The sequence below is a fragment of the Nocardia sp. NPDC019219 genome, from assembly GCF_040632645.1.
Taxonomy (GTDB): Bacteria; Actinomycetota; Actinomycetes; order Mycobacteriales; family Mycobacteriaceae; genus Nocardia; species Nocardia sputorum.
In genome coordinates this window covers 395829-420287 of sequence record NZ_JBEYCG010000003.1, presented here as the reverse complement: position 1 = coordinate 420287, position 24459 = coordinate 395829, and the positions used below count along the sequence as shown (strand labels likewise).

Sequence of the window (24459 nt, the reverse complement as noted above, 5' to 3'; positions counted from 1 at the left end):
TCAGCCGGCCTCGGACTCCGGCCGCAGCGGCGCGGTGCCCGGGTCGCGTTGGATCGAGGCGATCCCGTCTTCTCGCGCGATCAGGCCCCAGCGGCTGGAGGTCAGGCGCAGGCTGGGCAGGTCGCTGAGGGACAGCACCACCTCGTAGGTGCGTTCGTAGCCGGTGTGCGAAATCCGCCAGCGCCGGTCGTCGCAGCGGACGTAGCGATCGGTGTAGAAGGCCGCGCCACGCAGCAGCATGTTGTGGGCCGGGATGAGGACCGTGTCGGCGAGATACCAGGTGCCGGTGGCGCTGTCGCCGTCGACATCGATCTCCGGGTGGTCACAGCGATGCTCGGTGATCACGTGCGGTCCGAGCGTGTTGCGCATGAACGCGATGAACGCCTCGCGCGATTCGAACTGCAGGTATTCGCTGTAGGTCGCGGTGGCCTCGGGGATCATGGTGTCGGCGAATTCATCCCATGATTTGGTGTCGAGGGTGCGCAGGTACCGGTACTTCAGCCGGGCGATCGCCGCGATGTCGTCCAGTTCGGGTTCCGCGTCGCGGCCGCGCGGCCGCGGATCGTCGCGCACCTGCCCGAAGTCGATCGGTCCCGCGTCGAAGCGCAGGCGCTCATCGGCGCGCCGGTCGTCGGGATCCCGCTCACCCGTGCTCGTCGCCCGCTGCCCGCCGCGCCGGTCGGGGCCGACCGGGTCGATGTCACGCTCCCGCTCGTCCTGCTCCGATCCACCCGGATCGAGGTCGACGCCGCCGCGCTCGTCCCGGGGAAATCCCGGATCGTCGCGCCCCTGCCCACCGGAGTCCGTGTCCCACTCGTTACGCGCTTGCCCAGCGATGCCCACACCGGGGTCGCCGCGCCCCTGCCCGCCGTTTCGCTGATCCATACCTCCACAATCCCATCCCGAGTGCCGGATTGGGAGAGTTGTATCAGATTGCTATCACGGCGAGGAGAATCTTCCGACGAAGATCAACTCCGCGGCGTCAGCTGCCGATCGTGAAGCAGGTGCGGCAGAAGTCCTCGCCGAACTCGGTCAGCCGGAGACTCTTGCGGACGATCTTCGGCGCCCGGCCCGCCTTCTTCAGCGCCGCCTCGACCACCGGCTGCACCTCCAGCACCATGTACCGGCTCAGCACCACCGGATCGTCCGAGGTCAGCGTGAGCCCGAGGCGGTTGAGGTTGATCAGGTAGGACCGGGCGCGATCCGGGTAGCGCACGCCGGCCTGCTCCGGCACCGAGGTGAGATCGCCCTGCACCAGTTCCGAGCCGATCCCCAGCGGACGGTTGGTGCGCACGTCGACCGACGGCTGCGGCCCGTTGAGCGCCATGAAGCGCAGGATGCGCGCCTCGTCGGGCGCGAGCTCGTCGAGGATGCGGTCGTAGGCGGGGTGCACGTCCTCGGTGAAGTAGACGTCGGCGGACCTGGCCAGCAGCGCGTCGCCGCGGCGGCGCAGCTCCTCGGTGCTCGCCGAGCGCAGGTAGGGGCCGACGGTCAGCGCCTGCTGCGACGAAGCGGGGCCGTTGGACGTCGGGACGTAGCTGACGATTTCCCGGACCGAGCCCTCGGTGACGCCGAGCGCGCTGCGGGCGATGGAGCGCAACGCGTTTCCGGTCCGCTCGGCGATCTCGGCCGAGGACTCCCCGTCCAGCGCCGCCTGGGTGATCTCCCTGGTGACCTCGTAGGTCGTGCCGACCGCCCATTGGCTTCCGCGCATGACGGTGCCCGCGGCCACGCCTGCCGCCCGGAACACGCCGCGGATCAGCCGTGCCTCGTTGCTGATCTGCCGCTGTTCGACATCCGAACTGCGCTCGACGGCGCGAGAACCTGGCCGGGCCACGTCCTGTCCGGTCCTGTCGTCTGCCACGTTTTCTCCGATATCGCCGGGGGAACGAATCCGCTCCACAGATTACTTCCCCTTGTGTCGCGGGTCATTCGCACCGCCTGACTCGGACAGTGCGACCGGCACGCGGCGCGCAATAGGGTTTCTGCGCCGAGGGGGTGCTAGTTTTGGGTGCCGGTGAGGCGGCGATCACCGGTGTATCGGCAGGAGGGTGTCGTGTTAGAGAGCGTATTCGGAATCCACCCCACGATCCTCCTCGAGCTCGTGACGATACCGCTTTTCACCGGGGTGATCGGCTACATCACCAACTGGACCGGCGTGCTCATGCTGTTCAAGCCGGTCGCCTTCCACGGCGTCCGAGTTCCCGGCCTGCGCGCGCTGTATCCCTTCCTTCCCAAGCGAATTCAAGTCCTCCCGTTGCTCAGTTACGACGGCCGGTTCGGCTGGCAGGGCATCGTTCCCTCGCGTGCGGACAAGATGGCCAGCATCGCGGTCGACAAGGGCCTGGCCAAACTCGGCAGCGTGGCCGACTTCTACCGGGAACTCGAGCCGGACAAGCTGGCCGAGCACCTCGCGAGCATCGCCGACGCGCAGATCAAGGACATCGTCGAGGACATCCTGCGCCGCGAGCATCCGCAGCTCTGGTACAACCTGCCCGCCCAGGTGCGCGACATGGTGCACGCGCGGGTGCGCCAGCAGCTGCCGGAGATCCTGCGCGAGCTGACCGAGGAATTGGGCGCGAATATCGATCAGCTGCTCGATGTGAAGCAGATGGTGATCCGCTACTTCCAGGCCCGGCCGCATCTGCTCAACACCCTGTTCCAGGTGCTCGGCGCGAAGGAACTGCGATTCATGCAGAACTTCGGTTTCTACTTCGGCGCGCCGATGGGCGTGCTGCTGGTCGCCGTCCTGCATCTGACCGGCTGGTCCAGCCTGGTGGTGCTGCCGATCGGCGGCGTGATCATCGGATGGGTGGTCAACTGGATCGGCATCAATATGATCTTCGCGCCCGCATATCCGAAGTGGTGGGTTCCGTGGCGGCAGGGCCTGCTGATCAAACGCAAGTCCGAAATCACCGACGGATACGCGGAATTGGTTTCCAGCCAGGTGATCACGGTGGCGAATATCGGTGACGAGTTGCTCAACGGCCCCCGCTCGGATCGCACCATGCAGATGCTGGAGGACACGCTGCGCCCGGCCGCCGACCGCGCCCTCGGCCCCGCGCGTCCCGCGGTCAAGTTCATGCTCGGCAGCCGCGAATACGACTCGCTGCAATCGACGTTCACCAGCGAAGCCATGGCCATCGCGCCGATCGCGTTCGCCGACCCGGAGTTCAACGTCCGCCAGGGCAGGCAGATCAACGAGTACATCGCCAGGCAGATGGCGATGTTGTCGCCGCCGGACTTCGTCGACATGCTCCGCGCGGCCATCAAGCAAGATGAATGGCTTCTTTTCGTCCATGGCGGCGTGCTGGGGCTGTTCGCCGGATACGCTCATATCCTGATCTTCGGAACGGGAGTGGCGACATCATGGCTGTAGCGGGTCCGGACGACGGCGATATCGAGGCCGTCGAGCACCTCGACGCGACGGCGGCGAACGCCGCGCCATCGCAGGAGATCGCCCGGCGGCCGGCATCGGAGCTCACTCATCCCGACGAGTTATCCAGACGGGTAACGGTTCCCGTGGCCACCGTGCGTGCCGCGACGGGCGTCGCACGGGTCGCGTGGACCGCCGTCACCGGGGTGACGTCGTGGGGCGTCGGCACCGCGGTCGGCGTCACCTCCACCGTGGTGCGCCGCAGCATCGAGGGAGCGCCGCCGCGAGAAGTCCTGGCCGAGGCGGAATCCGAGGTCCGCGACGCGATGCGCAAAGCGCTCGGCCTGCCCGCCGCCGCACAGCCGCCCGCGCAGGAAGCCGTGCCCACGCTGCGTGAGCAGGGCGCCGCGCTGCTGCGGTTGTCGGCCAGCCCGCACGGCGAGGACGACAACCACCCGGCCTTCGCTGGCATGCTCGCCGAACTCACCCCGGACGAGGCGCGCATCCTGCGTTTCCTGCACCTGGACGGGCCGCAGCCCTCGATCGACATCCGCACCGGCCGCCCGCGCGCGCTCGGCTCCGAGCGCCTCGGCTCGATGCTCACGCTGATCGGCGAGCACGCCGGATTGCGCTTCCCGAACCGGATCCAGCAGTACCTGACCAACCTGCGCAGACTGGGTTTGATCGAGCACGCGCGTGAGCCGGTCGGCAACCCGAACCGGTACCAGCTGCTGGAGGCGCAGTCACCGGTGCGGGAGATGCTGAAGCGCTCCGGCTTCGGCACCAAGGTGATCTACCGCAGTGTGGTGCTCACCGATTTCGGCGCGGACTTCGTGCGCATCTGCCTGCCGGTGGTGGTGCAGGACGGCCGGGCCTCCGGCCACTAGGCTCCCCAGCCGCGCAGCGCGAGTTCGGCCACCCCATCGAGTTCGGCCCGGCTCGCGCCGTCGCGCGCTGCCTGGGACATGCCTTGCATCACCGTGCCGACGTAGCGGGCCAGCGTGCGCGCGTCCAGGTGGTCGGGCAGGAGGCCCGCGTCGATGTCGGCCTGGATGCGCGCGGCGAACGTGTCGATGTTCCGGTTGCGCATGTCGCGCAGGAGTTCGGCGACCTCGGCGCTGGTGGTGTTGACGCCCGCGCTGATCACCAGGCACCCGTGCGGGCAGTCCGGCCGGGTGTACTCCCTGGCCGCCTCGCGCAGGATGCGCCGGACCGCCGCCCGCGCGGTGTCCTCCTCGGCGAGTGCCCGCGCGACGAATCCGCCGTAGCGCGCGCCGAAGGTGGCGACGACTTCGGCGAACAGCGTCTTCTTGTCGCCGAACGCCGCGTACAGGCTCGGCGCGCCGATCCCCATGGCCGCGGTCAGGTCGCCGATCGATGTCGCCTCGTACCCGCGCGTCCAGAACAGCCGCATGGCCTGTTCCAGCGCCGCGTCCCGGTCGAAAGAGCGCGGCCGTCCCCGCGTCGGCGTACTCATGCGAAGAATTCTATAGCGATCACTAGACAATGTGCTACCGTGCTTTCTGTAGCGACCGCTAGAGAAAAGGATTTCGCGATGGGCGCACTGACGGGCAAGACGGCACTGGTGACCGGGAGCAGCAGGGGCATCGGCCGGGCGATCGCCGAACGACTCGGGCGCGACGGCGCACGCGTGGCGGTCCACTACAACGCCGACGAGCAGGCGGCGAAGGCGACCGTGGCCGCGATCGAGGCGGCGGGCGGCGCGGCGTTCGCCATCCGGGCCGAACTGGGCGTGCCGGGTGACGCGCAGGCGCTGTGGGCGGCGTTCGACGCGCACGCCGACGGATTGGACATCCTGGTGAACAACGCGGGCGCCGACGTCATCCGGGAGCCCATCGCCGGGACCGACGAGGCGGCGTTCGACCGGGTCTTCGCGATCAACGCCAAGGCGCCCTTCTTCATCACCCGCCTCGGGCTGGACCGGTTGCGTACGGGCGGCCGGATCGTCAACATCTCCACCGGCCTCACGCACGGCGCGCACATGCCCCAACTGATCGCCTACACCATGACCAAGGCCGCGATCGACAGCTTCACCAGCGTGCTCGCCAAGGAGGTCGGCGCACGCGGCATCACCGTGAACGCGGTGGCGCCCGGCATCATCGACACCGACATGAACGCCCACTGGCTGCGCGACGCCGAGACCCAGGCGGCGGTGGCGGCGATGTCCCCGCTGCACCGCGTGGGCCAGCCCGCCGACGTGGCCGATGTAGTCGGGTTCCTCGCCTCCGACGAGGCGCGGTGGGTGACCGGCCAGTGGATCGATGCCACCGGCGGCGCACTGCTCTGACGCGCCGGGAAGCCGGGCCTTCGGCTGCCCGCCTCGGTGCGAGCTACGGACCGGCGTCGCCCGGCCGCTCCCATTAGGCTTGAGCACCGTGCTGTCAGTTGTGCCTAGTCCCGTCACCGTGCGGGCGCCGTCGAAGGTGAACCTCCATCTCGGAGTGGGCGACCTGCGTGCCGACGGCTACCACGACCTGACCACGGTGTTCCAAGCACTGTCCCTGAGCGACGATCTGGAGATCTCGCCGTCGGGTTCGCTGACCGTCCGGGTCACCGGAGAGGGCGCCGCGGAAGTGCCGACCGACCGGACGAACCTGGTCTGGAAGGCGGCCGTACGGCTCGCGCACCTCGGCGGCCGCGCTCCCCTGGTGGAAATCGCCATCGCCAAAGGCATTCCGGTGGCCGGGGGCATGGCGGGCGGCAGCGCCGACGCCGCCGCCGCGCTGGTCGGCCTGAACGAGCTGTGGGACCTGGGGTTGTCCAGGGATGAACTGGGGGCGGTGGCGGCCGAACTCGGCAGCGACGTGCCGTTCGCCCTGCACGGCGGCACCGCGCTGGGCACCGGCCGCGGCGAGCGCCTGCTGCCGGTGCTGTCGCGCAACACCTTTCACTGGGTGCTCGCCTTCGCCAAGGGCGGCCTGTCCACCCCCGCGGTGTTCGCCGAGCTGGACCGGTTGCGCGAGCACGGCGAACCGCCCCGGCTCGGCGAGCCGCAAGAGCTGATGCAAGCTCTGGCCTCGGGCGACCCGCGGCAGCTCGCGCCCCTGCTCGGCAACGATCTCCAGGCGGCCGCGGTGTCGCTGAAACCGGAGCTGCGCCGCACGTTGCGCGCGGGCGTGACCGCAGGCGCGCTGGCCGGGCTGGTGTCCGGCTCCGGTCCCACCTGCGCGTTCCTGTGCGAGAGCGAGGAATCGGCGATCTCGGTGGCCGCCGAACTCGCCGGCGCCGGCGTCTGCCGCAGCGTGCGGACGGCCAGCGGACCCGTGCCGGGTGCGCGCATCCTCAGCGCCGACCCGTCGAGCAAGCACTAACCGGCCGCATACCGCCGAGACCCGGAACGAGCCACCGCATCCGCCAGGCTCGGGCGTCCACCGCCGCGTGCGGATGGCTGGCGAACCCCGGCGCAGACACATCCTCAGCCCGACCGTCGGGCGAGCACTGACCGGCCCCATATCCCCGGTAGCCCGGGCCAAGTCGCAGACACCCCATCCACCGAGCGCAGCCATCCACCGCAGCGAGCGGACAGCTGGCGAACCCCCGCCGCATGCGCATCCTCAGCCCGACCGTCGGGCTAGCACCGACCGTCGCACAAGGCCGACGCCGGGCACGGCGGCGGGCGAACTCGCGCCCGCCGCCGGACATGAACAGCCGACGATCCCGTGCCCGCGTATGCCCAGCGTCGACTCATCAGAGAAGCGACGATCACCGCTCGACCCACACAAAAACGGGCGGTCGCCGACACCGCGGTCGGGGGCGAGGCGTGCGGCGCGGCCGGGAAGGTCGAAACACCCCAGTCGACCACGGTTGTGGCTACCGCGCGGTTATCCCTCCGAACGGCGACGGGGCGAGCGCTGCACAGCGGCAGGTGCATCCCGGTCCGCGTGGCACCGGGACGAACGCGCGAATGCGCACGTTGCCGCTACCACCGGAATACGCGACCGGTCCCGGGAGCGACCGGATTCCGCTGACCGCCCGGTTCTCCGGGACTCGTGCACCGCGCCGCTCAGGGCAGCGCGTCGGCGAGGCGATCGACCTGGTCGGCATCGCGCCCGTAGCAATAGAACATCACTTCGTCCGCGCCGAGGTCGCCGAATTCGGCGATGGTGGTGCGGATCTGCGCGGGCGTGGTGAGCAGGCCCGCGAGGATGCCCTCGGTGTAGTCGCTGAACCCGTAGTAGGCGCCCATCGACGCGCGAGCGTCCTCGATCACGTGATCGGGACCGAGGGCGACGTTGACCTGGGCGACGATCCTCGGTTCACCCGCTCGGCCGTGGTCGGTCCAGGAACGGCGCGCGGTATCGAAGAGTTTGCCCGCCCAGGAGGGCGGAACGGCGGCGAGGAATCCGCCGCCCCACCGCCCGATACGGTCGAGCGCGGCGGGCTGGAAGCCGCCGAACAGGATCTCGGGCCCTTCCGGGCGCAGCGGCGCGGGGCCGATGGGTCCGCACTCCGCGTCGTACGGCTCGCCCGCCCACAGGCGGCGCATGAGCGCGAGCTGCTCGTCCATGCGGCGGCCGCGCGTGCGCAGCTCGGTGCCCGACGCTCGGTGGTCGTCGGCGCGACCGCCGACGCCGAGACCGAGCACCAGGCGCCCGCCGGACATCCGGTCCAGGGTGGCAACCTGCTTGGCGAGCAGCACCGGGTCGCGCAGCGGCGCGAGCAGCACTTCGGTCTGCACCTGGACACGGCTGGTCGCGCCGGCGAGCGTGGCCAGCGCGATCAACGGTTCAGGGTTGTCGTAGACCAGCCGGTCGAGCAGGCCGAGGGTGCGGAACGGGCCCGCGTCGGCGCGCCGGGCCCAGTCGAGCAACGCGGCGGGATCGGAAATGGGCAGGCCGAGGCCGACATGCATGGCAATCCTCCAGAGGTAGAGCGAAAGGGAATGGGTGCCGCCCGCCGACGCCTCGATCCGAGGCGGGCGTCCCACTCTGCGGCTGTACTTCTGGGGAGCGCCGATTCGGTTGCACTGAACGAACACTGTTCGTTCGCGCTCAATCTAAACGAACATCGTTCGTCACGCAAGCGCGCCGCCCTTCGCCGGGCCGACGGGCGACCGGCGCAGGTCGGTACGCTGGCCCGGGGCGATCATCGGCCCGCCCGCGCAAGACACGGAAGGATCCATGTCCAACCTGATCAACCTCGAACAGGTCCACAAGAGCTTCGGGATCAAGCCGCTGCTGGACAACGTCTCGCTCGGCGTGCACGCGGGCGAACGGATCGGAGTCGTCGGCCTCAACGGCGGCGGCAAGACCACCCTGCTCGAGGTGCTCACCGGCATCGAGGAACCCGACAGCGGCCGGGTCAGCCGGCTCGGCGGCCTGCGCATGGCCGTGGTCACCCAGCGCGGCGTACTGCCCGCGGGCGCGACGGTCGGTTCGGTGGTGCTGGCCGGGCTGGCCGACGACGCCATGACCGACGAGGTCGCCGAACACGAATGGGCCGCCGACCCGCGCATCCGCTCGGTGATGGAAGGCATCGGCATCGCCGATCTCGGCATGGACACCCGGGTGGACAATCTGTCCGGCGGTGAGCGGCGCCGGGTCGCGCTCGCCGCCGCGCTGGTGCGCGAACTGGACCTGCTGGTGCTCGACGAGCCGACCAACCACTTGGACGTGGAGGGCGTGCAATGGCTGGCCGCGCATCTGCTCGGCCGACGCAGCGCATTGGTCGTGGTGACCCACGACCGCTGGTTCCTCGACACCGTGGCCACCAGCACCTGGGAAGTGGTCGGCGGCAAGGTCGAGAGCTACGAGGGCGGCTACGGCGACTGGATCTTCGCCCGCGCCGAGCGCGCCCGCCAGGCGGACGCCTCCGAGGCCCGGCGGCGCAACCTGGCCCGCAAGGAACTGGCCTGGTTGCGGCGCGGCCCGCAGGCGCGCACCTCGAAGCCGCGCTATCGGGTCGAGGCCGCCGAAGCCCTGATCGCCGACGTGCCGCCGCCGCGCGACAGCGTCTCGCTGGCGGCCTTCGCGCGCAAGCGCCTCGGTCGCGTCGTCGTGGAGTTGGAGGACGCCACGCTCACCACGCCGGATGGCCGGGAGCTGGTGCGGGACCTGACCTGGCGGCTGGCGCCGGGCGAGCGTGTCGGCCTGGTCGGCGTCAACGGCTCGGGCAAGACGACGCTGCTGCGCGCCCTGGCGGGCGACAGCGACACGACCTTGGCCGCGGGCAAGCGCGTCCAAGGCCAGACCGTGCAGATCGGCTGGCTGCGCCAGGAACTCGACGACCTGCCGACCGACCTGCGCGTGCTGGAGGCGGTGCAGCAGATCGCACAGCGAATCATGCTGGGCGACAAGGAGATCTCGGCGGGCCAGCTGGCCGAGCGGCTCGGGTTCAGCCCCGCCCGCCAGCGCACGCCGGTCGGCGACCTGTCCGGCGGCGAGCGGCGGCGCCTGCAACTGACCCGCATCCTGATGTCCGAACCGAACGTGCTGCTGCTCGACGAGCCGACCAACGACCTGGACATCGACACCCTGCAACAGTTGGAGGACCTGCTCGACAACTGGGCGGGCACCCTGGTGGTGATCAGCCACGACCGGTACCTCATCGAGCGGATCTGCGACTCCACCTGGGCGCTGTTCGGCGACGGCAAGCTGACGAACTTGCCCGGGGGCATCGAGGAGTACCTCGCCAAGCGCGCGGCCCTCGCGGCGAGCCGGACCCGCGCCGCCACGCCGGAGACCAAACCCGCCGACGCGCCCGCCACCGACTCGGCCGCCTACCGCGCGGCCCGCAAGGAGCTGACCCGGCTGGAACGCGCCATCGACAAACTGTCCGAACGCGAACAGCGTCTGCACTCCGCGCTGGCCGACGCGGCCACCGAGCCGGACAAACTGGTCACCCTGGGCGCGGAGCTCAAGCAAGTGCTGGCGGAGAAGGAGACGGCCGAAGAGCGCTGGCTGGAACTTGCCGAGGGTGTGTAGTCCCCGGCCGGACCGCGCCCGGCCGACTCGGTAGAGCCGATCAGCCGAGGGTGCTGTCCGTGGTGTTCGCCCGCGAGAACGCCGACCGCGTCGAATTTCGCACTCCGCGGGGGACACTCAGTGCGACGCCACCCTTGCATGACCATACCCGCTGGGGGTATGTTTCAGGAGTCGGGGTACCCCCCGCCCGTATGAGAATTTGGATGCGAAGGAGTCGGACATGCCCACCACCACCTACACCGTCACGGGGATGACCTGCGGGCACTGCGTCAGCTCCGTCAAGACCGAGATCGGCAAGATCGACGGCGTGACCAGCGTGGATGTGGACCTCGCCAGCGGCGCGGTGCGCGTCGACAGCACCGCGCCGATCGCCGACGCCGACGTCGTCGCCGCCGTGGACGAAGCGGGCTACGAAGTCGCCGTCTGACCCGCCGCGTGGCTCCTCGCACCGGCAGTCCGGCGCGGGGAGCCATTGTTTCGCGACGCGCTACGCCTGAGCGGCCAACCGGACGAAGGCCGCGGTGTCGAGGGTTTCACCGCGAGCCGTAGGGGCGATGCCCGCGGCGACCAGACGACGCTCCGCTTCAGCGGGCGAACCAGCCCAGGCGGCCAGCGCGGCGCGCAGGGTCTTGCGGCGCTGCGCGAAAGCGGCGTCGACGACTTCGAAGACGCGGCGGCGATGCTCGGCGTCCATCGGCCACGGCGGCTCGGCGAAGCGATCGATCCGCACCAGACCCGACTCGACTCGCGGCACCGGCCAGAACACCTGGGTGCCCACCGCTCCGGCACGCCGGACCGTCCCGAAGAAGCCCGCCTTCACGCTGGGCACGCCGTAGGTGCGGTTGCCGGGCTCGGCGGCCAGCCGATCGGCCACTTCGGCCTGCACCATCACCAAAGCGACCGCGAGGGTGGGCAATTCGGCCAGCAGATGCAGCAGCACCGGCACCGCCACGTTGTACGGGAGGTTGGCCACCAGCGCCGTCGGCGCGGCGGGCAGGTCCGCGGCGGTGACGCGCAGCGCGTCCGCCTCGACCACCGACAGGCGGGCCGCCAGATCCGGCGCCCGGTCGGCGACAGTCTTGGGAAGATGACGCGCCAGCACGGGATCGATCTCGACCGCGACCACCGAGTCCACCACGTCCAGCAGCGCGAGGGTCAGCGAACCGAGACCGGGGCCGACCTCGAGCACCACGTCCCCGCGCCCCACTCCCGCGGCCGCGACGATCCGCCGCACCGTGTTCGCGTCGTGCACGAAGTTCTGCCCGAGTTGCTTGGTCGGTCGCACCCCGAACCGTTCGGCGAGCACCCGCACCTCGGCGGGCCCGAGGAGCGCCGCACTCCCACGAGCGGAAATTTCAGGTTCGGACACCTCGAGAATCTATCAACCGCGCCGCGGCCCCCGGGTCCGGTGCAGGTCAGCTGATGCCGAGCCGGCCGGTGCACGCGGGCCAGGCGCCCCAGCCCTGCCGCTGCCGGGTGATCTCGGCAATGGCGATCTGTTCTTCCCTGGTGGCCAGATCGGCGCGCGGGGCGTACCGCAGCCCGCCCTGCCGCTCCCAGGTGCCCTGGTCGAACTGCACGCCGCCGTAGTAACCGTTGCCGGTGTTGATCGACCAGTTGCCGGTGGACTCGCAGCGAGCCAGCGCGTCCCAGATCGCGCCGTCGCGCACCGGGGGCACCTCGGTGCCCGGCTTGGCGCCCTTGCGGACGGTCTTGGGCTGCGCAGCCACGGTGACGGTCGAAGCGACCGGCTTACGGTCGACTTCCTGGCCGTTGACCATGGTGACCGCGAACGTGACGTTCTGCACTCCGGGAGCGCCGGGGGACTCCACCACCGTGCGGCTCATGTTCATGGTCGGGTCTTCGATGACGTTCTCCGGCGGATCCAGCGGCAACGTCTCGGTCTGCTGTTCGACTCGCTTGCGCGTCACGGTGACGCGCAGGCCGTTCGTCAGCGGGGTGGACGCGGCGGGCTCGACGGAGTCCTGCTCGATCAGCGGGATCCCGGCGACCTCGAGGAACTTGCCGACAGTGGGCGCGGCGGCGCGCACGTCCACCGGATTGCCGATGCCGTCCACCAGCGACACCATGCGCGGAGTCGCGATCATGAGCGTGGCGCCCTGTAGCGGGAGCCGCTCGTCGCGGGCGGGCGAGACGTACACCTCTTTCGGGATCCTCAGCTGCTCGAGCGCTTCACCCGCGGTGACCCCGGTGGTCCAGACCTTCTGCGTCATGCCGTCGACGGACAGATCGACCTCGCGAGCGCGGTTGAGGGTGATGGTCGCGCCGTCGCCGATGTGCGCGGCCAGCGCGGGAGCCACCTTGTCCCGGTCGGTCACGATGAAGCCCGCCGCCTTCAGCACGCCGCGCACGTCCCGCGACATGGTGGTCTGGAAGAGCTTCTCGCCGTCCACGACCACGGTCACCGTCTTGCGATTCACGATCGCGAGGCCGGCGCCGACGATCAGCGTCAGCAGCAGCGCGCCGACCGCGAGGTGCAGCAGCGGCGAACGCGACTGGTTGATCCGCGTGAAGGGGGACATGGTCACAGCACGATAACGAGGGGGTCGGGCGCCGACAACAGCAAGCTCCGGAACAGCGCCTTTTCAATATCACGATCGAATATCGACCCCGCAGGTAAATCACGAAACGGAACGCCGAAAGTGACATAGGACACATTTCGCATACACCGATGCATTCCGGGCATCCGCGACGCCCCTCGGGTGCGCGGGCGCGCCGCTCAGATCCGGTAGACGCGGCGTGCGTTGTCGGTGGTGATCTTCGCCAGTTCCACCGGATCCTGCTCGCGCAGCTCGGCGAGCGCTCGCACGGTGTACGGCAGGCAGTACGGCTCGTTCGGCGCTCCCCGGAACGGGTGCGGCGTCAGATACGGCGCGTCCGTCTCGACCAGGATCTGGTCGTCGGGCACCACCTTGGCCGCCTCCCGCAACTCGTGCGCGTTCTTGAAGCTCACCGTCCCGGAGAAACTCAGGATGTAGCCCTCGGCCACGCAGGACAGCGCCATGTTGGTGTCGGAGGAGAAGCAGTGGAAGATCACGCGGTCCGGCGCGCCCTCGTCCAGCAGCACGGTCAGCAGGTCGTGATCGGCCTCGCGGTTGTGGATCATCAGCGGCTTGCGGACCCGTTTGGCCAGGTCGATGTGCCAGCGGAAACCCTCGATCTGCGTCTCGATGTCGGCGCAGCCGTCCAGCTTGCCCGGCCAGTAGTAGTCGAGACCGGTCTCCCCCACGGCGACCACCCGCGGGTCGTCGGCCAGGCGCTCCAGCTCCGCCCTCGCCTCGTCGTCGAGCGCGTTCGCCCTGGTCGGGTGCAGCGCGACAGCGGCGAACACGCGATCGTCCCAGTGCGCGGCCCGCACCGCCCACCGCGCGGCGGCCAGGTCGTCGGCGACGGTGACCACCCGGCCGACGCCGACCGAAGCGGCGCGGTCCAGGATCGCCGCGGTGGACACCGCGTCGGTCGCGCCGCAGGCGTCCAGATGGGTGTGCGCGTCCACGATCGGCGACAGCGGCTCGGGCAGCTCCGGCGCGGGCCGAGCGGCGCTCATCGGCGTCCCCGGCCCGACGCGAACGCATCGACCAGGGGCATATTCACGCGAGCGAAAGAATGCACGCGCATTACAGTAGACACACCATGAGCGAAGCTGACCGCCCCGCCTTCTACATCACCACGGCCATCGCCTATCCGAACGGCGCGCCGCACATCGGGCACGCCTACGAGTACATCTCGGCCGACGCCATCGCCCGCTTCAAGCGCCTCGACGGCTACGACGTGTTCTTCATGACCGGCACCGACGAGCACGGGCAGAAGATGCAGCAGGCCGCGGTCGCCGAGGGCATCCCGGTGGAAGAGCTCGCCGCGCGCAACTCCGACGTGTTCGAGGCGCTGGACAAGACGCTCGACATCTCCTTCGACCGGTTCATCCGCACCACCGACGAGGACCACCGGGCGGCCTGCGCCGCCATCTGGGAGCGGATGCTGGCCAACGGAGACATCTACCTGGGCAACTACTCGGGCTGGTACTCGGTGCGGGACGAGGCGTTCTACACCGATGAGGAGACCACGGTGCTGGAGGACGGCACCCGCATCTCCACCGAGTCCAAGACGCCGGTCACCTGGACCGAGGAATCGAACTACTTCTTCCGGCTGTCGGCCTACCAGGACAAGCTGCTCGCGCTCTACGAAGAGCACCCGGAATTCATCGCGCCCGCCACCCGGCGCAACGAGATCGTCAGCTACGTCAAGGCGGGTCTGAAGGACCTGTCCATCTCGCGCACCACCTTCGACTGGGGCGTGCCGGTGCCCGGTCATCCCGACCACGTCATGTACGTGTGGGTGGACGCACTCACCAACTACATCACCGGCGTCGGCTTCCCGGACACCGAGTCGGCCGCGTTCGGCAAGTTCTGGCCCGCCGACGTGCACATCATCGGCAAGGACATCACGCGGTTCCACACCGTGTACTGGCCCGCGTTCCTCATGTCGGCCGGCGTGGAGCTGCCGAAACGCGTGTTCGTGCACGGCTTCCTGTACAACAAGGGCGAGAAGATGTCCAAGTCGGTCGGCAACGTGGTCGACCCGCTGGAGCTGGTCGAGAGCTACGGCTTGGACGCGGTGCGCTTCTTCCTGCTGCGCGAGATCTCCTACGGTCAGGACGGCAGCTACAGCCACGACGCCATCGTGAGCCGGATCAACAGCGACCTGGCCAACGAGTTCGGCAATCTGGTGCAGCGCAGCACCAAGCTGGTGGCCCGGGACTGCGGCGGCGTGGTACCGACGCCCGGCGAGTTCACCGCCGACGACCGCGCCTTGCTGGATCTGGCGGGCGGCCTGCTGGAGCGCTGCCGCGCCGAATTCGACGCGCAGCAGATGCATCTGGCGCTGGAGGCGATCTGGCTGACCCTCGGCGAGACGAACCGGTACTTCTCCGCGCAGGCGCCGTGGGCGCTGGCGAAGTCCGGCACGCCGGAGGATCTGGCCCGCGAGGCCACCGTGCTGTACGTGACGCTGGAAGTGCTGCGCATCGTCGCGATCCTGGTGCAGCCGGTGCTGCCGGGATCGGCGAGCCGCATCCTCGACCAGCTGGGCCAGCAGAACCGGACGTTCGCCGACATCGCGACGCCGATCGAACCCGGGGCGGCGCTGCCCGCACCGGAACCGGTGTTCCCCAAGTACGTCGAGCCGAAGGACTGACCCGGTTCCGGCCCGTCCCGCGGCGGGCCGGAACAGCAAGGCGCACAACACTTTCGCCGCATTCCACGGTGGTCTGCCCACCGGTGGATCCACCTGCCTTCCCGGTGTGGAATGCGTTGTCGGATAATGAAACACCGGTTCGCGGCCTGGTGACGCCCCCGGACCGTGTGCGATCGGTACGACAACGTTCCGTTCGGAATCGGTTCCGGCACAGAGAGGGCACCCATGGGCCAGCAGCATGCGACGGCATCCGTTCACCGGTCCGGTTTCGCCGAGCGGCATCGGGCGGCACGCGAAGCCGTGCTCACGTCGCAACGCGGCAGGCTGGTCGAGGCGATGGTGGAGTCGGTGGACAGCAAGGGCTATCCGGCCACCACGCTCACCGACATCGTCGCCAGGGCCAGGGTTTCGCGCACCACCTTCTACGACCATTTCGCCAACAAAGAGGAATGCTTCGCCGAGGCGGTGCACACCGGCGTCGACATCATGGCGACCCGCATCGCGGACGAACTCGCCCAATTGCCGCCGGACGCCGACGCCTACGCGAAGATCGAGTCCATCGTGGTCACCTTCTGCCGGACCGTCGCCACCGAGCCGGATTTCGCCCGGCTGGTGCTCGTGGAGTCGTTCAAGGTGAACCAGGAGGCCGTCGGCTACCGCGACCTGGCCGTGGACCGCTTCGCGCAGCTGTACCGGGTGTTCTACGACCAGGCTCGCGCGGCGGACCCGACGCTGCCCGAACTCTCCGACGGGCTCATCGCCCTGATTCCGGACGCGATCGGCGAGCGCACGCGGCGGGTCATCGTCTCCGACGGACCCGCTCGCGTGCCGGAGCTGGCGCCGCTGTTCGTCCAGTTCGTCATGAGCGCCCTGGGACTACCCGTTCCCTCCTGAAGCATCGGGCGACGTGTTCGCCGGTGCGCTGCCGCCGCCCGCCGGTGGGGCCCGGTCGGCGCGGCGCCCGAATGCCGCGCACGCCGAACCGCGTTCTCACTTCCAGCGGCCGAGCAGCGCGTCGATCTCCTTGGTCAGCGCGGCCTGCAGGAACGGACCGAAGGTGATCCGCGCGACGCCCTGATCGGCGAGGGCGGCCTTGTCGGCCTGATCCGGGAGGACGGTCGCGCTGATCGGCAGCGGCAGTTCACCGGTGAGGCGGCGCATGTCGGCGTCGGCGTGGCGGCCCACCGGGAACAGCACGTCCGCGCCCGCCTCGGCGGCCAGCTTCAACCGCTCGATGGCGCGGTCCAGCCGGTCGGCCTCGTCGCCGTCCTGGCGCAGGAGAAGGTCGGTGCGCGCGTTGATCACCAGGTGCACGCCCGTCGCGTCTGCGGCCTTGCGGAGGCCGTGCACGAGATCGGCGTGCTCCTGCGCCGTCCGCAGACGCTTGCCTTCGCTGTGCACGGTGTCCTCGATGTTCAGTCCGATCGCCCCCGCCTCGAGCAGGCCCTCGACCAGCCGCGCGGGATCCTGCCCGTAGCCCGACTCGATGTCCACCGACACCGGAACGTCCACCGCCGCCGTGATCTGCCGGACCCGGGTCAGCGACTCGTCGAACGTCATCCCCTCGCCGTCCGCGCGTCCGATCGAGTCGGCCAGCGGATGGCTGCCCACCGTCAGCGCGGGAAAGCCCGCCGCCACAGCGACTTTCGCGGACCAGGCATCCCACACCGTCGGGAAGACCCCCGGATCCCCCGGCACGTGCAACCCGAGAAACGTCGTGGCCTTGCTCTCCAGAGAAGTCATACCGATGATCATGCCCGCCGCCGCACCCCGGGTCGACCACCCGCGCGGAGCGAAAGCTCACAGCGGGCTAGGAGCCGCGGCGCGCGGTGAGCACCGCGTCGTAGAGCTCGCGACGGGAGACGGCGTGGGCGGCGGCGACCTCGCCGCAGGCGTCCTTGAGGCGGACGCCGGTTGCGGTCAGGGTTTCCACGGCGCCGACCAGGTCCGCGGGGTCGGCGGAGGTGGGCTGGGCGCCCGCGAGCACCACGGTGATCTCGCCGCGCGCGCCCTCGACGGCCCACTCGGCCAGTTCGGCCAGGGTGCCGCGGACCACTTCCTCGTAGGTCTTGGTCAGCTCCCGGCAGACGGCGGCGCGGCGGTCCGGGCCGAGGATCTCCACCGCGTCGGCCAGGCAGTCGGCGAGCCGGTGCGGCGCCTCGAAGAAAACGCAGGCACGCGATTCCGCCGCCAGCGTGCGCAACCATTCCCGGCGCTGGCCGGACTTACGCGGCGCGAAACCGTCGAAGCAGAACCGTTCCACCGGCAGGGCCGACAGCGCGAGCGCCGTGGTCACCGCCGACGGGCCGGGCAGGCAGGTCACCGGCAGATCACGCTCCACGCACGCCGCCACCATGCGGTAGCCGGGATCGCTCACCGACGGCATGCCCGCGTCGGTCACCAGCAGCACCGTGCGGCCGTCGGCGATGTCGTCGAGCAGCGCCGGAATCCGTGCGGTCTCGACGTGATCGTAGAAGCTGACCACCCGGCCGGAGATCTCGACGCCGAGCGCCTTGGCCAGCGCTCTGGTACGGCGCGTGTCCTCGGCGGCCACCACGTCGGCGGTCGCCAGTCCCTCGCGCAGGCGCTGCGAGGCATCCCCGATGTCGCCCATCGGTGTCGCCGCGAGCACCAGCCTGCCCGTCGTCACTGTCGCTGTCCCGCCTCTCCGGGTATTCCGGCCATACAACGTTCGTAGCGTATTCCGCTGTCGGCGACGACCACGGGCGGGTCTCCGGTCCTGGGCCGGGTTCATCTCGAGAACTACACCCGACGCGACAGCTGATCTCGCATGTACATGGGTAACTCCCCGGGTACGCCCGAACCTCGAGCGGCACCCGACGCAGGACCTGGACGCAACTCGTACAACCACCCAACGCGTATGGCCTGAATACCCGGAGAGGCGGCACAGCATACGATCGGGGCGTGACCCAGGTGACCGACCAGCGCGCGACCGCACGGTTCGGGACCGTGCCCTCCTGGTCGAGCCCGGGACCGCTGCGGCCGCCACTCGACTTCGGGCCGACCGACCGCCTGCGCGGCTGGCTGGTGACGGCCTTCCTCACCGCGATCGCCGCGGTGACGCGCTTCACGATGCTCAACTACCCGACCGACGCGGGCACCCCCGTGTTCGACGAGAAACACTACGCCCCGCAGGCCTGGCAGATGCTCACCGGCGGCTGGGTGGAGGACAATCCCGGCTACGGACTGGTGGTGCATCCCCCCGTCGGCAAGCAGTTCATCGCGATCGGCGAGGCGATGTTCGGCTACAACGGCTGGGGCTGGCGTTTCACCGCCGCGCTCGCCGGGACCGTGCTGGTGCTGCTGGTGATCCGGATCGTGCGCCGGCTGGCGCGCTCCACCTTGATCGGCGCGATCGCGGGCATCCTGCTGATCGCCGACGGCCTCACCTTCGTCTCCTCGCGCATCGGCATGCTCGACATCTTCATGGCGCTGTTCGTCACCGCCGCCTTCGGCTGCCTGATCGTCGACCGTGACGAGATCCGCGCCCGGTTCGCGCGCGCGGACGCGCAGGGCCGGATCGGCGTGACGGATCTCGGACCGCGTCTCGGGGTGCGCTGGTGGCGTTTCGGCGCGGGCGTGCTGCTCGGCCTGGCGTGCGGAACCAAATGGTCCGGGATCTATTTCATCGCCGCCTTCGGCCTGATGAGCGTCTATTTCGACCTTTCGGCGCGGCGGATGTACGGGGTGCGCCGCCCTTGGCTCGGCGTCGCGCTGCGCGATATCGGGCCCGCGCTCTACGCGCTGGTGCTGGTGCCCCTCGGCGTCTACCTGGCGAGCTACTGGGCCTGGGTCGCGAGCGAGACCGGTGTGTACCGGTATATGCCGGGCAATCCTTCGGCGCCGACCGACCCGATCGGTACCGGCGGATTCTGGTCGCATGTGGTGCCAGGTGCGCTGCGCTCGCTGTGGTACTTCAACGCCAGATCGCTGGAATTCCACACGGAGCTGACCAATTCGGCGGGTAATCATCACCCGTGGGAGTCCAAGCCGTGGACTTGGCCCATGGGCCTGCGGCCGATGCTGTACTACTACGCCGACAGCGGCGTCTCCGGGTGCGGCCAGGCCCAGTGCGTGAAGGCCGTGATGCTGATCGGGACGCCCGCCATCTGGTGGGTCGCGTTTCCGGTCCTGGCCTGGATGCTGTGGCGCGCGGTGGTCCGTCGCGACTGGCGCTACGGCGTGGTGCTGGTCGGCTACGGCGCCGCCCTGCTGCCCTGGTTCGCCACGCTCGATCGGCAGATGTACTACTTCTACGCCGTCCCGATGGCCCCGTTCCTGGCGATGGGCGTGGCGCTGGTGCTGGGCGACGTGCTGGGCCCGGCGCGCCCGAGCACGATTCCGCGCAGCCCCGCCGGGACCTACCTGCCCGCCCCGCCGAACGAGCGGCGCAGCCTCGGACTGCTCGCGGTATGCCTCTACCTCGGCCTGGTGATCGCCAATTTCATCTGGCTGTGGCCGATCCTCACCGCCCTGCCGATCACGCCGGGCAACTGGCACGACCATCTCTGGCTGCCCAGCTGGAGGTAGTAGCTCAACCTTCCAGCGCCGCCTGCACGTAACGCAGGGCGGTGGCGTCGTCCAGGCCCAACCTGCGGACCGTCGCGACGTAAGCGGTGGCCGCGCGGCCTGCTACGTCGCGGGTCGGGTCGCCGGACGACGCGATGAACGACCCTTGCCTGCCGCGGGTTTCGACCACGCCGTCGGCCTCCAGCTCGCGGTAGGCGCGTGCCACCGTGTTGGGGGCCAGACCGAGTTGCGCGGCCAAAGCGCGGACGGTCGGGATCTTGGTTCCCGCCGTGAGCTCGCCGGAACGAACTTGGGCGATGATGCCGAGGCGCAGCTGCTCGTAGGGCGGCACAGCGGATTCGTGCGAGACCGTGACGGTGAACATGCCCGCGCTCACAGGTCGTCGCGGGACAGCGGACACGACAGGCACCGTGGTCCGCCGCGGCCGGAGCCCAATTCGGAGCCGGGGATGCGCAGCACCTCGATACCCGCGTCCTCCAGCCTGGCGTTGGTCATCTCGTTGCGCTCGTAGGCGACGACAACGCCGGGCGAGAGGGCGAGAGTGTTGTTGCCGTCGTCCCACTGCTCGCGTTCGGCGGTGACCCCGTCCAGTCCGGTGTCGATCACTCGCAGCTTGCCGATGCCCATGGCCTCGGCCGCCGCGGGCAGGAACGGGTCGGGGCCGCTGATGCCGACCCGTCCGCTGCCGAGCCGTCCGCCGTAGTCGTCCTCCTTGCGGATCGTGAAGGCGCACAGTGATTCGCGCACCGCCGGATACATCACGACGGCGTCCGCGTCGACCATGGTGCACACCGTGTCCAGGTGCATGGTCGCGCGAGTCTGCGCGATCGGCACCACGAGCACAGTGTGTGCGAGGTCGTCGTCGAACAGGCTGCGCGCCAGGGCTTCCGCGCCCGCGGGCGAGGTGCGCTCGCCGACGCCCACCGCGACCACGCCTTCCGACAGCAGCAGGACGTCACCCCCTTCGATAGGAGCGGTGTGCGATTCGTAGGCGCGGCGCACCCCGAGGAATCGGGGATGGAAGGCGTAGATGAGATCGGTCAGCGAGGTCTCCCTGCCGCGTGCGGGCAGCGCGAGGGAGGTGATCGCGACGCGCGGACCGACCCAGAACGAGGAGTCCCTGGTGAACAGCAGATTCGGCAGCGGGTCGATGACGAAGTCGCCGCCGTGGTGCATGCGGCGCACCAGCGAGGTGTGGTCGGGCCCGAAGGGCAATTCGTCGAAGGTCATCCCGGCCATCAGGATCTCGGCCAGCTCCTCGGCCGGCACGCCGCGCAGGAAGCCGGCCAATTCGTCGGCCAGCGTGTGCCCGAGCCTGCGCGCGTCCACCGCGGCGGAGATGCCCTGGATGCGGGCGGCGCCGCTGACCGCGATGGTCTCCGCGAGCAGATCCGACAACAACAGCACCTCGGTGCCGCGGCTGCGCAGCACCTCGGCGAACGTGTCGTGCTCCTGCTGCGCGCGCTCGACCCACGGGATGCCGTCGAACAACAGCTGATCGTTGTTGCGCGGGGTCAGCCTGCGCAGCTCGTTGCCCGGCCGGTGCAGCAGCACCGTACGTAGCGCGCCCACCTCGGACGTCACGGCCAAACGCGCACCCTCCCGCGCGGACACTGCATCTGCTCCCATGATCGAACCGTAGTGCGCCGCGGCCCGGAGAGCACGGAAATCCCGGCTTCGGATGCCGATCGGCGCGCGATCACCGAATCCGGTCCCGGCACACCCTAACCTCAAGTATTGTTGAGGTGATTGGGAGGAGCGTGCATGTCGACAGCAGCCGATTGGCGGGCGAAGGAGCTGACCCCGGGGCAGCTCTCCGAGCGTAGTGGAGTCGCGGTCTCCGCGTTGCACTTCTACGAACGCGAAGGGCTCATCACGAGCAGACGCACCAGCGGGAACCAGCGCAGATACGCCCGCGAGACCTTGCGCCGCGTGGCGTTCATCCGCATCTCCCAGCGCGTCGGCATACCACTGAGCGAGATCCGCAACGCCCTCGATCAATTGCCCGAAGGGCGCACCCCCACCCGGCGCGACTGGGAGAGCCTGTCCACCACGTGGCGCGCCGACCTCGACGACCGGATCACCCAGCTGATCCGGTTGCGCGACAGCCTCACCGGCTGCATCGGCTGCGGCTGCCTGTCGCTGGGCACCTGTCGTCTGGTCAACGAGCACGACCGGCTCGGCGCCGACGGTCCCGGCGCCCGCGTGCTCGACGTGCAGCTCAATTGCCCGTCGAAGCCAGCAGCCTGCTGAACCGCGCGCTGGTGCGCCGCATCACGAACTCGTAGGGAAAGGCGAATTTGCGCTTCCACCAGTAACCGAAGCGGATGTCGAACGAGCTGTAGACCAGGAACCGGTTGCGCTCGATGCCGCGCAGGATCGCCGTGGCAACCCGTTCCGGCGGCACCGCGTGCTCGGCGAAGGCGGCGGTGAGCCGCTTGATCTTGGGATGCTCTTTGTTCACCCCGGCCAGTTCGACGCTCTGCACCAGCGGCGTGTTCACCGCGCCGGGCGCGACCAGATGCACGGTGATCCCGTGTTGCGCCAGGTCGAAGCGCAGTACCTCCGACACGCCGCGAATGCCGTACTTGGCCGCGCTGTAGGCCGCGTGCCAGGGCAGCGCGAGCAGGCCCGCCGCCGACGACACGTTCACCAGCGCACCGCCCTTGCCCGCGCGCACCATGGGCGGCACGAAGGTCTCGATGACGTGGATCGGCCCCATCAGGTTGACCTCGACCATGCGCCGCCAGTGCTTGTGCTCCAGGTTCTCCACGGTCCCCCACACCGAGGTGCCCGCGATGTTCATGACGACGTCCAGACTGCCGAGTTCGGCGTGCACGCGGTCGGCGAAGGCGCGCACCGCGTCGTAGTCGGTGACGTCCAGCGCTTCCGCCAGAGCGACGCGGCCACCCGCGGCGCGGATGTCGGTCACCGTGGCGTCCAGGCCCTCGGCATTGATGTCGGTGAGCACCAGTTCGGCGCCGTCGGCGGCGGAGGCCAGCGCGGTGGCCCGCCCGATGCCGCTCGCCGCACCCGTGATCAGAACCTTCGCCTCGCGCATCGTCGTGCGACCCGCTCGCCCGCGACCTCTACCCAGCACTGCGCATCCCATCTCGAATCGCCGAATCGGTTCCCCGCAGGGTAATCCAGCCGACGGCCGCAGGCCGCTAACGACCGAGGACCGCAAGCATGCCCGCTACAGCGCGCGGCCAGGTGAACTGTTCGGCGCGGCTGCGCGCGGCCCTGCGGCGACCGGCCTGCGGCATCGCCAGCACGTCGCGGACCGCCCGCGCGAACGCGGAGGGATGGTCGGCGGCCACCGCGCCGCAGTCGGCGGTCACGATGTCCGCCAGCGCCGAGGAGCGGCTGGCCACCACGGGCGTGCCGGCCGCGAGCGCTTCCAGCGCCGCGAGGCCGAAGGTCTCGTGCGGCCCCGGCGCCAGCGAGACGTCCGCGGTGGCGAGCAACCTGGCCACCATCGCGCGTTCGGAGATGAATCCGGTGAAGTGCACGGCGGGCATGCCGCCGGGCAGCGGGGCCAGCGCACGGGCCCGCCGCTGCAGCGCGTCCCGGCGCGGACCGTCCCCGGCGACGACCAGCCGCGCCTCGATACCGGCTTCGCGCAACGCCCCGACCGCCTCGATGCTGCGATCCACCCGCTTCTCGACCGACAACCGGCCGCAGTGCACCAGCAGCGGATGACCGGGCACGCCGAGATCGGCGCGCAGCCTGCGATCGCGCCGGTGCGGGTTGAACAGTTCGAGGTCCACCCCGAGCGGGACCAGTTCCACGTTCCGCGCGCCGATGCGCAGGAATTCCTCGCGAGCGAACCGGGTGGTGCACACGACCATGTCGTAGTCCGTGGCGGTGTGCCGGTTGGCCACGTCGGCGCAGCGCCGCGCCAGCGGGCCGGGCAGCACCTGGCCCAACAGGCGGTCGAGCCGCTCGTGCGAGATCATCACGCCGGTCACCTCGCGCCGCCGCGCCCAGCGCCCGAAACCGCGCAGCGTCAGCCGGTCGGACACCTCGAGCACGTCCGGCCGCAATCCGTTCAGGACGTCGGCCACCCGGCGGGGATCCGCGGCGCGGTAACCCCCGGTCCACGGGATGGCCAAGGCCGGCAGCGTGATGCGCGCGACACCGGTGGGCAGGATCTCCTCCGAGCGGCGCGGACCCGGCACGATCAGCACCACCTCGTGCCCGGCGGCGACATACCCCTCGCCCAGATGGTGCAGCGCCGTGCGCAGCCCACCCGAACGCGGGCCGTAGAAGTTCGCCAGCTGAACTATGCGCACGTGGCCGATCGTGCAGCGGACGGGGTTACCCGCGCCCAACGACGCGTGAACGGCCGTGAAAGAACCGGATAACCGGCGG

23 protein-coding genes are annotated in these 24459 nt (G+C 69.9%); 10 read left to right on the top strand and 13 right to left on the bottom strand.

The window, feature by feature from the left end; genetic code table 11:
- Together ABZ552_RS09100 and ABZ552_RS09095 are read right to left on the bottom strand one after the other, a co-directional pair.
- A complete protein-coding gene (locus tag ABZ552_RS09100; protein WP_357436370.1) occupies positions 1–528 on the bottom strand; it encodes a nuclear transport factor 2 family protein in 528 nt (175 codons plus the stop codon).
- A gap of 454 nt (positions 529–982) precedes the next feature.
- Positions 983–1864, bottom strand: coding sequence for an Abi-alpha family protein (locus tag ABZ552_RS09095; protein WP_281877563.1), 882 nt, complete (start codon positions 1862–1864; stop codon positions 983–985).
- Between the two features lie 240 nt (positions 1865–2104).
- Here ABZ552_RS09095 and ABZ552_RS09090 point away from each other — a divergent pair, with 240 nt between their 5' ends.
- Both ABZ552_RS09090 and ABZ552_RS09085 read left to right on the top strand, forming a co-directional pair.
- Positions 2105–3379: a hypothetical protein gene (locus ABZ552_RS09090; protein WP_357436309.1), complete on the top strand. Its 1275-nt coding sequence runs from the start codon at positions 2105–2107 to the stop codon at positions 3377–3379.
- Complete coding sequence (locus tag ABZ552_RS09085) at positions 3370–4263, top strand: Abi-alpha family protein (RefSeq protein ID WP_281877560.1); 894 nt, start codon at positions 3370–3372, stop codon at positions 4261–4263. Before ABZ552_RS09090 ends, ABZ552_RS09085 begins: the two co-directional genes overlap by 10 nt.
- Here the strand turns inward: ABZ552_RS09085 and ABZ552_RS09080 are convergent.
- On the bottom strand, positions 4260–4853 hold the full coding sequence (locus tag ABZ552_RS09080) for a TetR/AcrR family transcriptional regulator (RefSeq protein WP_281917266.1): 594 nt from the start codon (positions 4851–4853) through the stop codon (positions 4260–4262). The genes ABZ552_RS09085 and ABZ552_RS09080 overlap by 4 nt on opposite strands.
- Before the next feature lie 78 nt (positions 4854–4931).
- Between ABZ552_RS09080 and ABZ552_RS09075 the strand changes: the two genes are divergently transcribed.
- Together ABZ552_RS09075 and ABZ552_RS09070 are read left to right on the top strand one after the other, a co-directional pair.
- Positions 4932–5684 carry an SDR family oxidoreductase gene (locus ABZ552_RS09075; RefSeq protein WP_281877557.1) on the top strand — a complete coding sequence of 251 codons (753 nt, stop codon included), beginning with the start codon at positions 4932–4934 and terminating at the stop codon, positions 5682–5684.
- Positions 5685–5772: 88 nt separating this feature from the next.
- Positions 5773–6708, top strand: coding sequence for a 4-(cytidine 5'-diphospho)-2-C-methyl-D-erythritol kinase (locus ABZ552_RS09070; RefSeq protein WP_281877556.1), 936 nt, complete (start codon positions 5773–5775; stop codon positions 6706–6708).
- Between the two features lie 692 nt (positions 6709–7400).
- Here the strand turns inward: ABZ552_RS09070 and ABZ552_RS09065 are convergent.
- Positions 7401–8249: an LLM class flavin-dependent oxidoreductase gene (locus ABZ552_RS09065; RefSeq protein WP_357436306.1), complete on the bottom strand. Its 849-nt coding sequence runs from the start codon at positions 8247–8249 to the stop codon at positions 7401–7403.
- A gap of 268 nt (positions 8250–8517) precedes the next feature.
- Between ABZ552_RS09065 and ABZ552_RS09060 the strand changes: the two genes are divergently transcribed.
- On the top strand, positions 8518–10320 hold the full coding sequence (locus ABZ552_RS09060; RefSeq protein WP_357436304.1) for an ABC-F family ATP-binding cassette domain-containing protein: 1803 nt from the start codon (positions 8518–8520) through the stop codon (positions 10318–10320).
- A gap of 220 nt (positions 10321–10540) precedes the next feature.
- Positions 10541–10747, top strand: a complete 207-nt coding sequence (locus ABZ552_RS09055; RefSeq protein ID WP_281877552.1) for a copper ion binding protein — start codon at positions 10541–10543, stop codon at positions 10745–10747.
- Between the two features lie 60 nt (positions 10748–10807).
- Here ABZ552_RS09055 and rsmA read toward each other — a convergent pair whose 3' ends face one another.
- The 3 genes from rsmA to ABZ552_RS09040 all read right to left on the bottom strand — a co-directional run bounded on the left by rsmA (position 10808) and on the right by ABZ552_RS09040 (position 13888).
- Positions 10808–11689 (bottom strand): 16S rRNA (adenine(1518)-N(6)/adenine(1519)-N(6))-dimethyltransferase RsmA, encoded by an 882-nt coding sequence (gene rsmA, locus ABZ552_RS09050; RefSeq protein WP_357436302.1) that lies wholly within the window; start codon positions 11687–11689, stop codon positions 10808–10810.
- 46 nt (positions 11690–11735) lie between these two features.
- Complete coding sequence (locus tag ABZ552_RS09045) at positions 11736–12863, bottom strand: resuscitation-promoting factor (RefSeq protein WP_281917263.1); 1128 nt, start codon at positions 12861–12863, stop codon at positions 11736–11738.
- A 197-nt stretch (positions 12864–13060) separates the two neighbouring features.
- Entirely contained in the window at positions 13061–13888 is an 828-nt protein-coding gene (locus ABZ552_RS09040) for a TatD family hydrolase (protein ID WP_281917262.1), read from the bottom strand.
- Between the two features lie 59 nt (positions 13889–13947).
- Here ABZ552_RS09040 and metG point away from each other — a divergent pair, with 59 nt between their 5' ends.
- Both metG and ABZ552_RS09030 read left to right on the top strand, forming a co-directional pair.
- Positions 13948–15534, top strand: coding sequence for a methionine--tRNA ligase (gene metG, locus ABZ552_RS09035; RefSeq protein ID WP_357436300.1), 1587 nt, complete (start codon positions 13948–13950; stop codon positions 15532–15534).
- Positions 15535–15759: 225 nt separating this feature from the next.
- The gene (locus ABZ552_RS09030) at positions 15760–16428 is read left to right on the top strand and encodes a TetR/AcrR family transcriptional regulator (RefSeq protein ID WP_281877544.1); all 669 of its coding nucleotides are present in this window, start codon (positions 15760–15762) and stop codon (positions 16426–16428) included.
- Between the two features lie 96 nt (positions 16429–16524).
- Here ABZ552_RS09030 and ABZ552_RS09025 read toward each other — a convergent pair whose 3' ends face one another.
- Positions 16525–17277 (bottom strand): isocitrate lyase/phosphoenolpyruvate mutase family protein, encoded by a 753-nt coding sequence (locus ABZ552_RS09025; RefSeq protein WP_281877542.1) that lies wholly within the window; start codon positions 17275–17277, stop codon positions 16525–16527.
- Positions 17278–17344: 67 nt separating this feature from the next.
- On the bottom strand, positions 17345–18184 hold the full coding sequence (gene rsmI / locus ABZ552_RS09020) for a 16S rRNA (cytidine(1402)-2'-O)-methyltransferase (protein ID WP_357436297.1): 840 nt from the start codon (positions 18182–18184) through the stop codon (positions 17345–17347).
- A gap of 284 nt (positions 18185–18468) precedes the next feature.
- Here rsmI and ABZ552_RS09015 point away from each other — a divergent pair, with 284 nt between their 5' ends.
- A complete protein-coding gene (locus tag ABZ552_RS09015; protein WP_357436368.1) occupies positions 18469–20085 on the top strand; it encodes a phospholipid carrier-dependent glycosyltransferase in 1617 nt (538 codons plus the stop codon).
- A 4-nt stretch (positions 20086–20089) separates the two neighbouring features.
- Here ABZ552_RS09015 and ABZ552_RS09010 read toward each other — a convergent pair whose 3' ends face one another.
- The gene (locus tag ABZ552_RS09010; RefSeq protein ID WP_159842965.1) at positions 20090–20449 is read right to left on the bottom strand and encodes a GntR family transcriptional regulator; all 360 of its coding nucleotides are present in this window, start codon (positions 20447–20449) and stop codon (positions 20090–20092) included.
- 8 nt (positions 20450–20457) lie between these two features.
- Positions 20458–21714, bottom strand: a complete 1257-nt coding sequence (arcA, locus tag ABZ552_RS09005) for an arginine deiminase (protein WP_281877541.1) — start codon at positions 21712–21714, stop codon at positions 20458–20460.
- A gap of 135 nt (positions 21715–21849) precedes the next feature.
- On the opposite strand from arcA, the gene soxR reads away from it, so the two are divergent.
- Positions 21850–22338, top strand: a complete 489-nt coding sequence (gene soxR, locus ABZ552_RS09000) for a redox-sensitive transcriptional activator SoxR (protein WP_281877539.1) — start codon at positions 21850–21852, stop codon at positions 22336–22338.
- On the opposite strand, the gene ABZ552_RS08995 is transcribed toward soxR, so the two are convergent.
- Together ABZ552_RS08995 and ABZ552_RS08990 are read right to left on the bottom strand one after the other, a co-directional pair.
- Positions 22307–23146 carry an SDR family oxidoreductase gene (locus tag ABZ552_RS08995; protein ID WP_357436294.1) on the bottom strand — a complete coding sequence of 280 codons (840 nt, stop codon included), beginning with the start codon at positions 23144–23146 and terminating at the stop codon, positions 22307–22309. The genes soxR and ABZ552_RS08995 overlap by 32 nt on opposite strands.
- Positions 23147–23252: 106 nt before the next feature.
- The gene (locus tag ABZ552_RS08990; RefSeq protein WP_357436292.1) at positions 23253–24380 is read right to left on the bottom strand and encodes a glycosyltransferase; all 1128 of its coding nucleotides are present in this window, start codon (positions 24378–24380) and stop codon (positions 23253–23255) included.
- Positions 24381–24459: the final 79 nt, after the last annotated feature.

Coding starts and splice junctions, on each gene's coding strand:
- ABZ552_RS09085 (WP_281877560.1), top strand. CDS start 3,370: ATGGCTGTAGCGGGTCCGGACGACGGCGATATCGAGGCCGTCGAGCAC.
- ABZ552_RS09080 (WP_281917266.1), bottom strand. CDS start 4,853: ATGAGTACGCCGACGCGGGGACGGCCGCGCTCTTTCGACCGGGACGCG.
- ABZ552_RS09075 (WP_281877557.1), top strand. CDS start 4,932: ATGGGCGCACTGACGGGCAAGACGGCACTGGTGACCGGGAGCAGCAGG.
- ABZ552_RS09065 (WP_357436306.1), bottom strand. CDS start 8,249: ATGCATGTCGGCCTCGGCCTGCCCATTTCCGATCCCGCCGCGTTGCTC.
- ABZ552_RS09060 (WP_357436304.1), top strand. CDS start 8,518: ATGTCCAACCTGATCAACCTCGAACAGGTCCACAAGAGCTTCGGGATC.
- ABZ552_RS09055 (WP_281877552.1), top strand. CDS start 10,541: ATGCCCACCACCACCTACACCGTCACGGGGATGACCTGCGGGCACTGC.
- ABZ552_RS09045 (WP_281917263.1), bottom strand. CDS start 12,863: ATGTCCCCCTTCACGCGGATCAACCAGTCGCGTTCGCCGCTGCTGCAC.
- ABZ552_RS09040 (WP_281917262.1), bottom strand. CDS start 13,888: ATGAGCGCCGCTCGGCCCGCGCCGGAGCTGCCCGAGCCGCTGTCGCCG.
- metG (WP_357436300.1), top strand. CDS start 13,948: ATGCACGCGCATTACAGTAGACACACCATGAGCGAAGCTGACCGCCCC.
- ABZ552_RS09030 (WP_281877544.1), top strand. CDS start 15,760: ATGGGCCAGCAGCATGCGACGGCATCCGTTCACCGGTCCGGTTTCGCC.
- ABZ552_RS09025 (WP_281877542.1), bottom strand. CDS start 17,277: ATGACTTCTCTGGAGAGCAAGGCCACGACGTTTCTCGGGTTGCACGTG.
- ABZ552_RS09010 (WP_159842965.1), bottom strand. CDS start 20,449: ATGTTCACCGTCACGGTCTCGCACGAATCCGCTGTGCCGCCCTACGAG.
- arcA (WP_281877541.1), bottom strand. CDS start 21,714: ATGGGAGCAGATGCAGTGTCCGCGCGGGAGGGTGCGCGTTTGGCCGTG.
- soxR (WP_281877539.1), top strand. CDS start 21,850: ATGTCGACAGCAGCCGATTGGCGGGCGAAGGAGCTGACCCCGGGGCAG.
- ABZ552_RS08995 (WP_357436294.1), bottom strand. CDS start 23,146: ATGCGCGAGGCGAAGGTTCTGATCACGGGTGCGGCGAGCGGCATCGGG.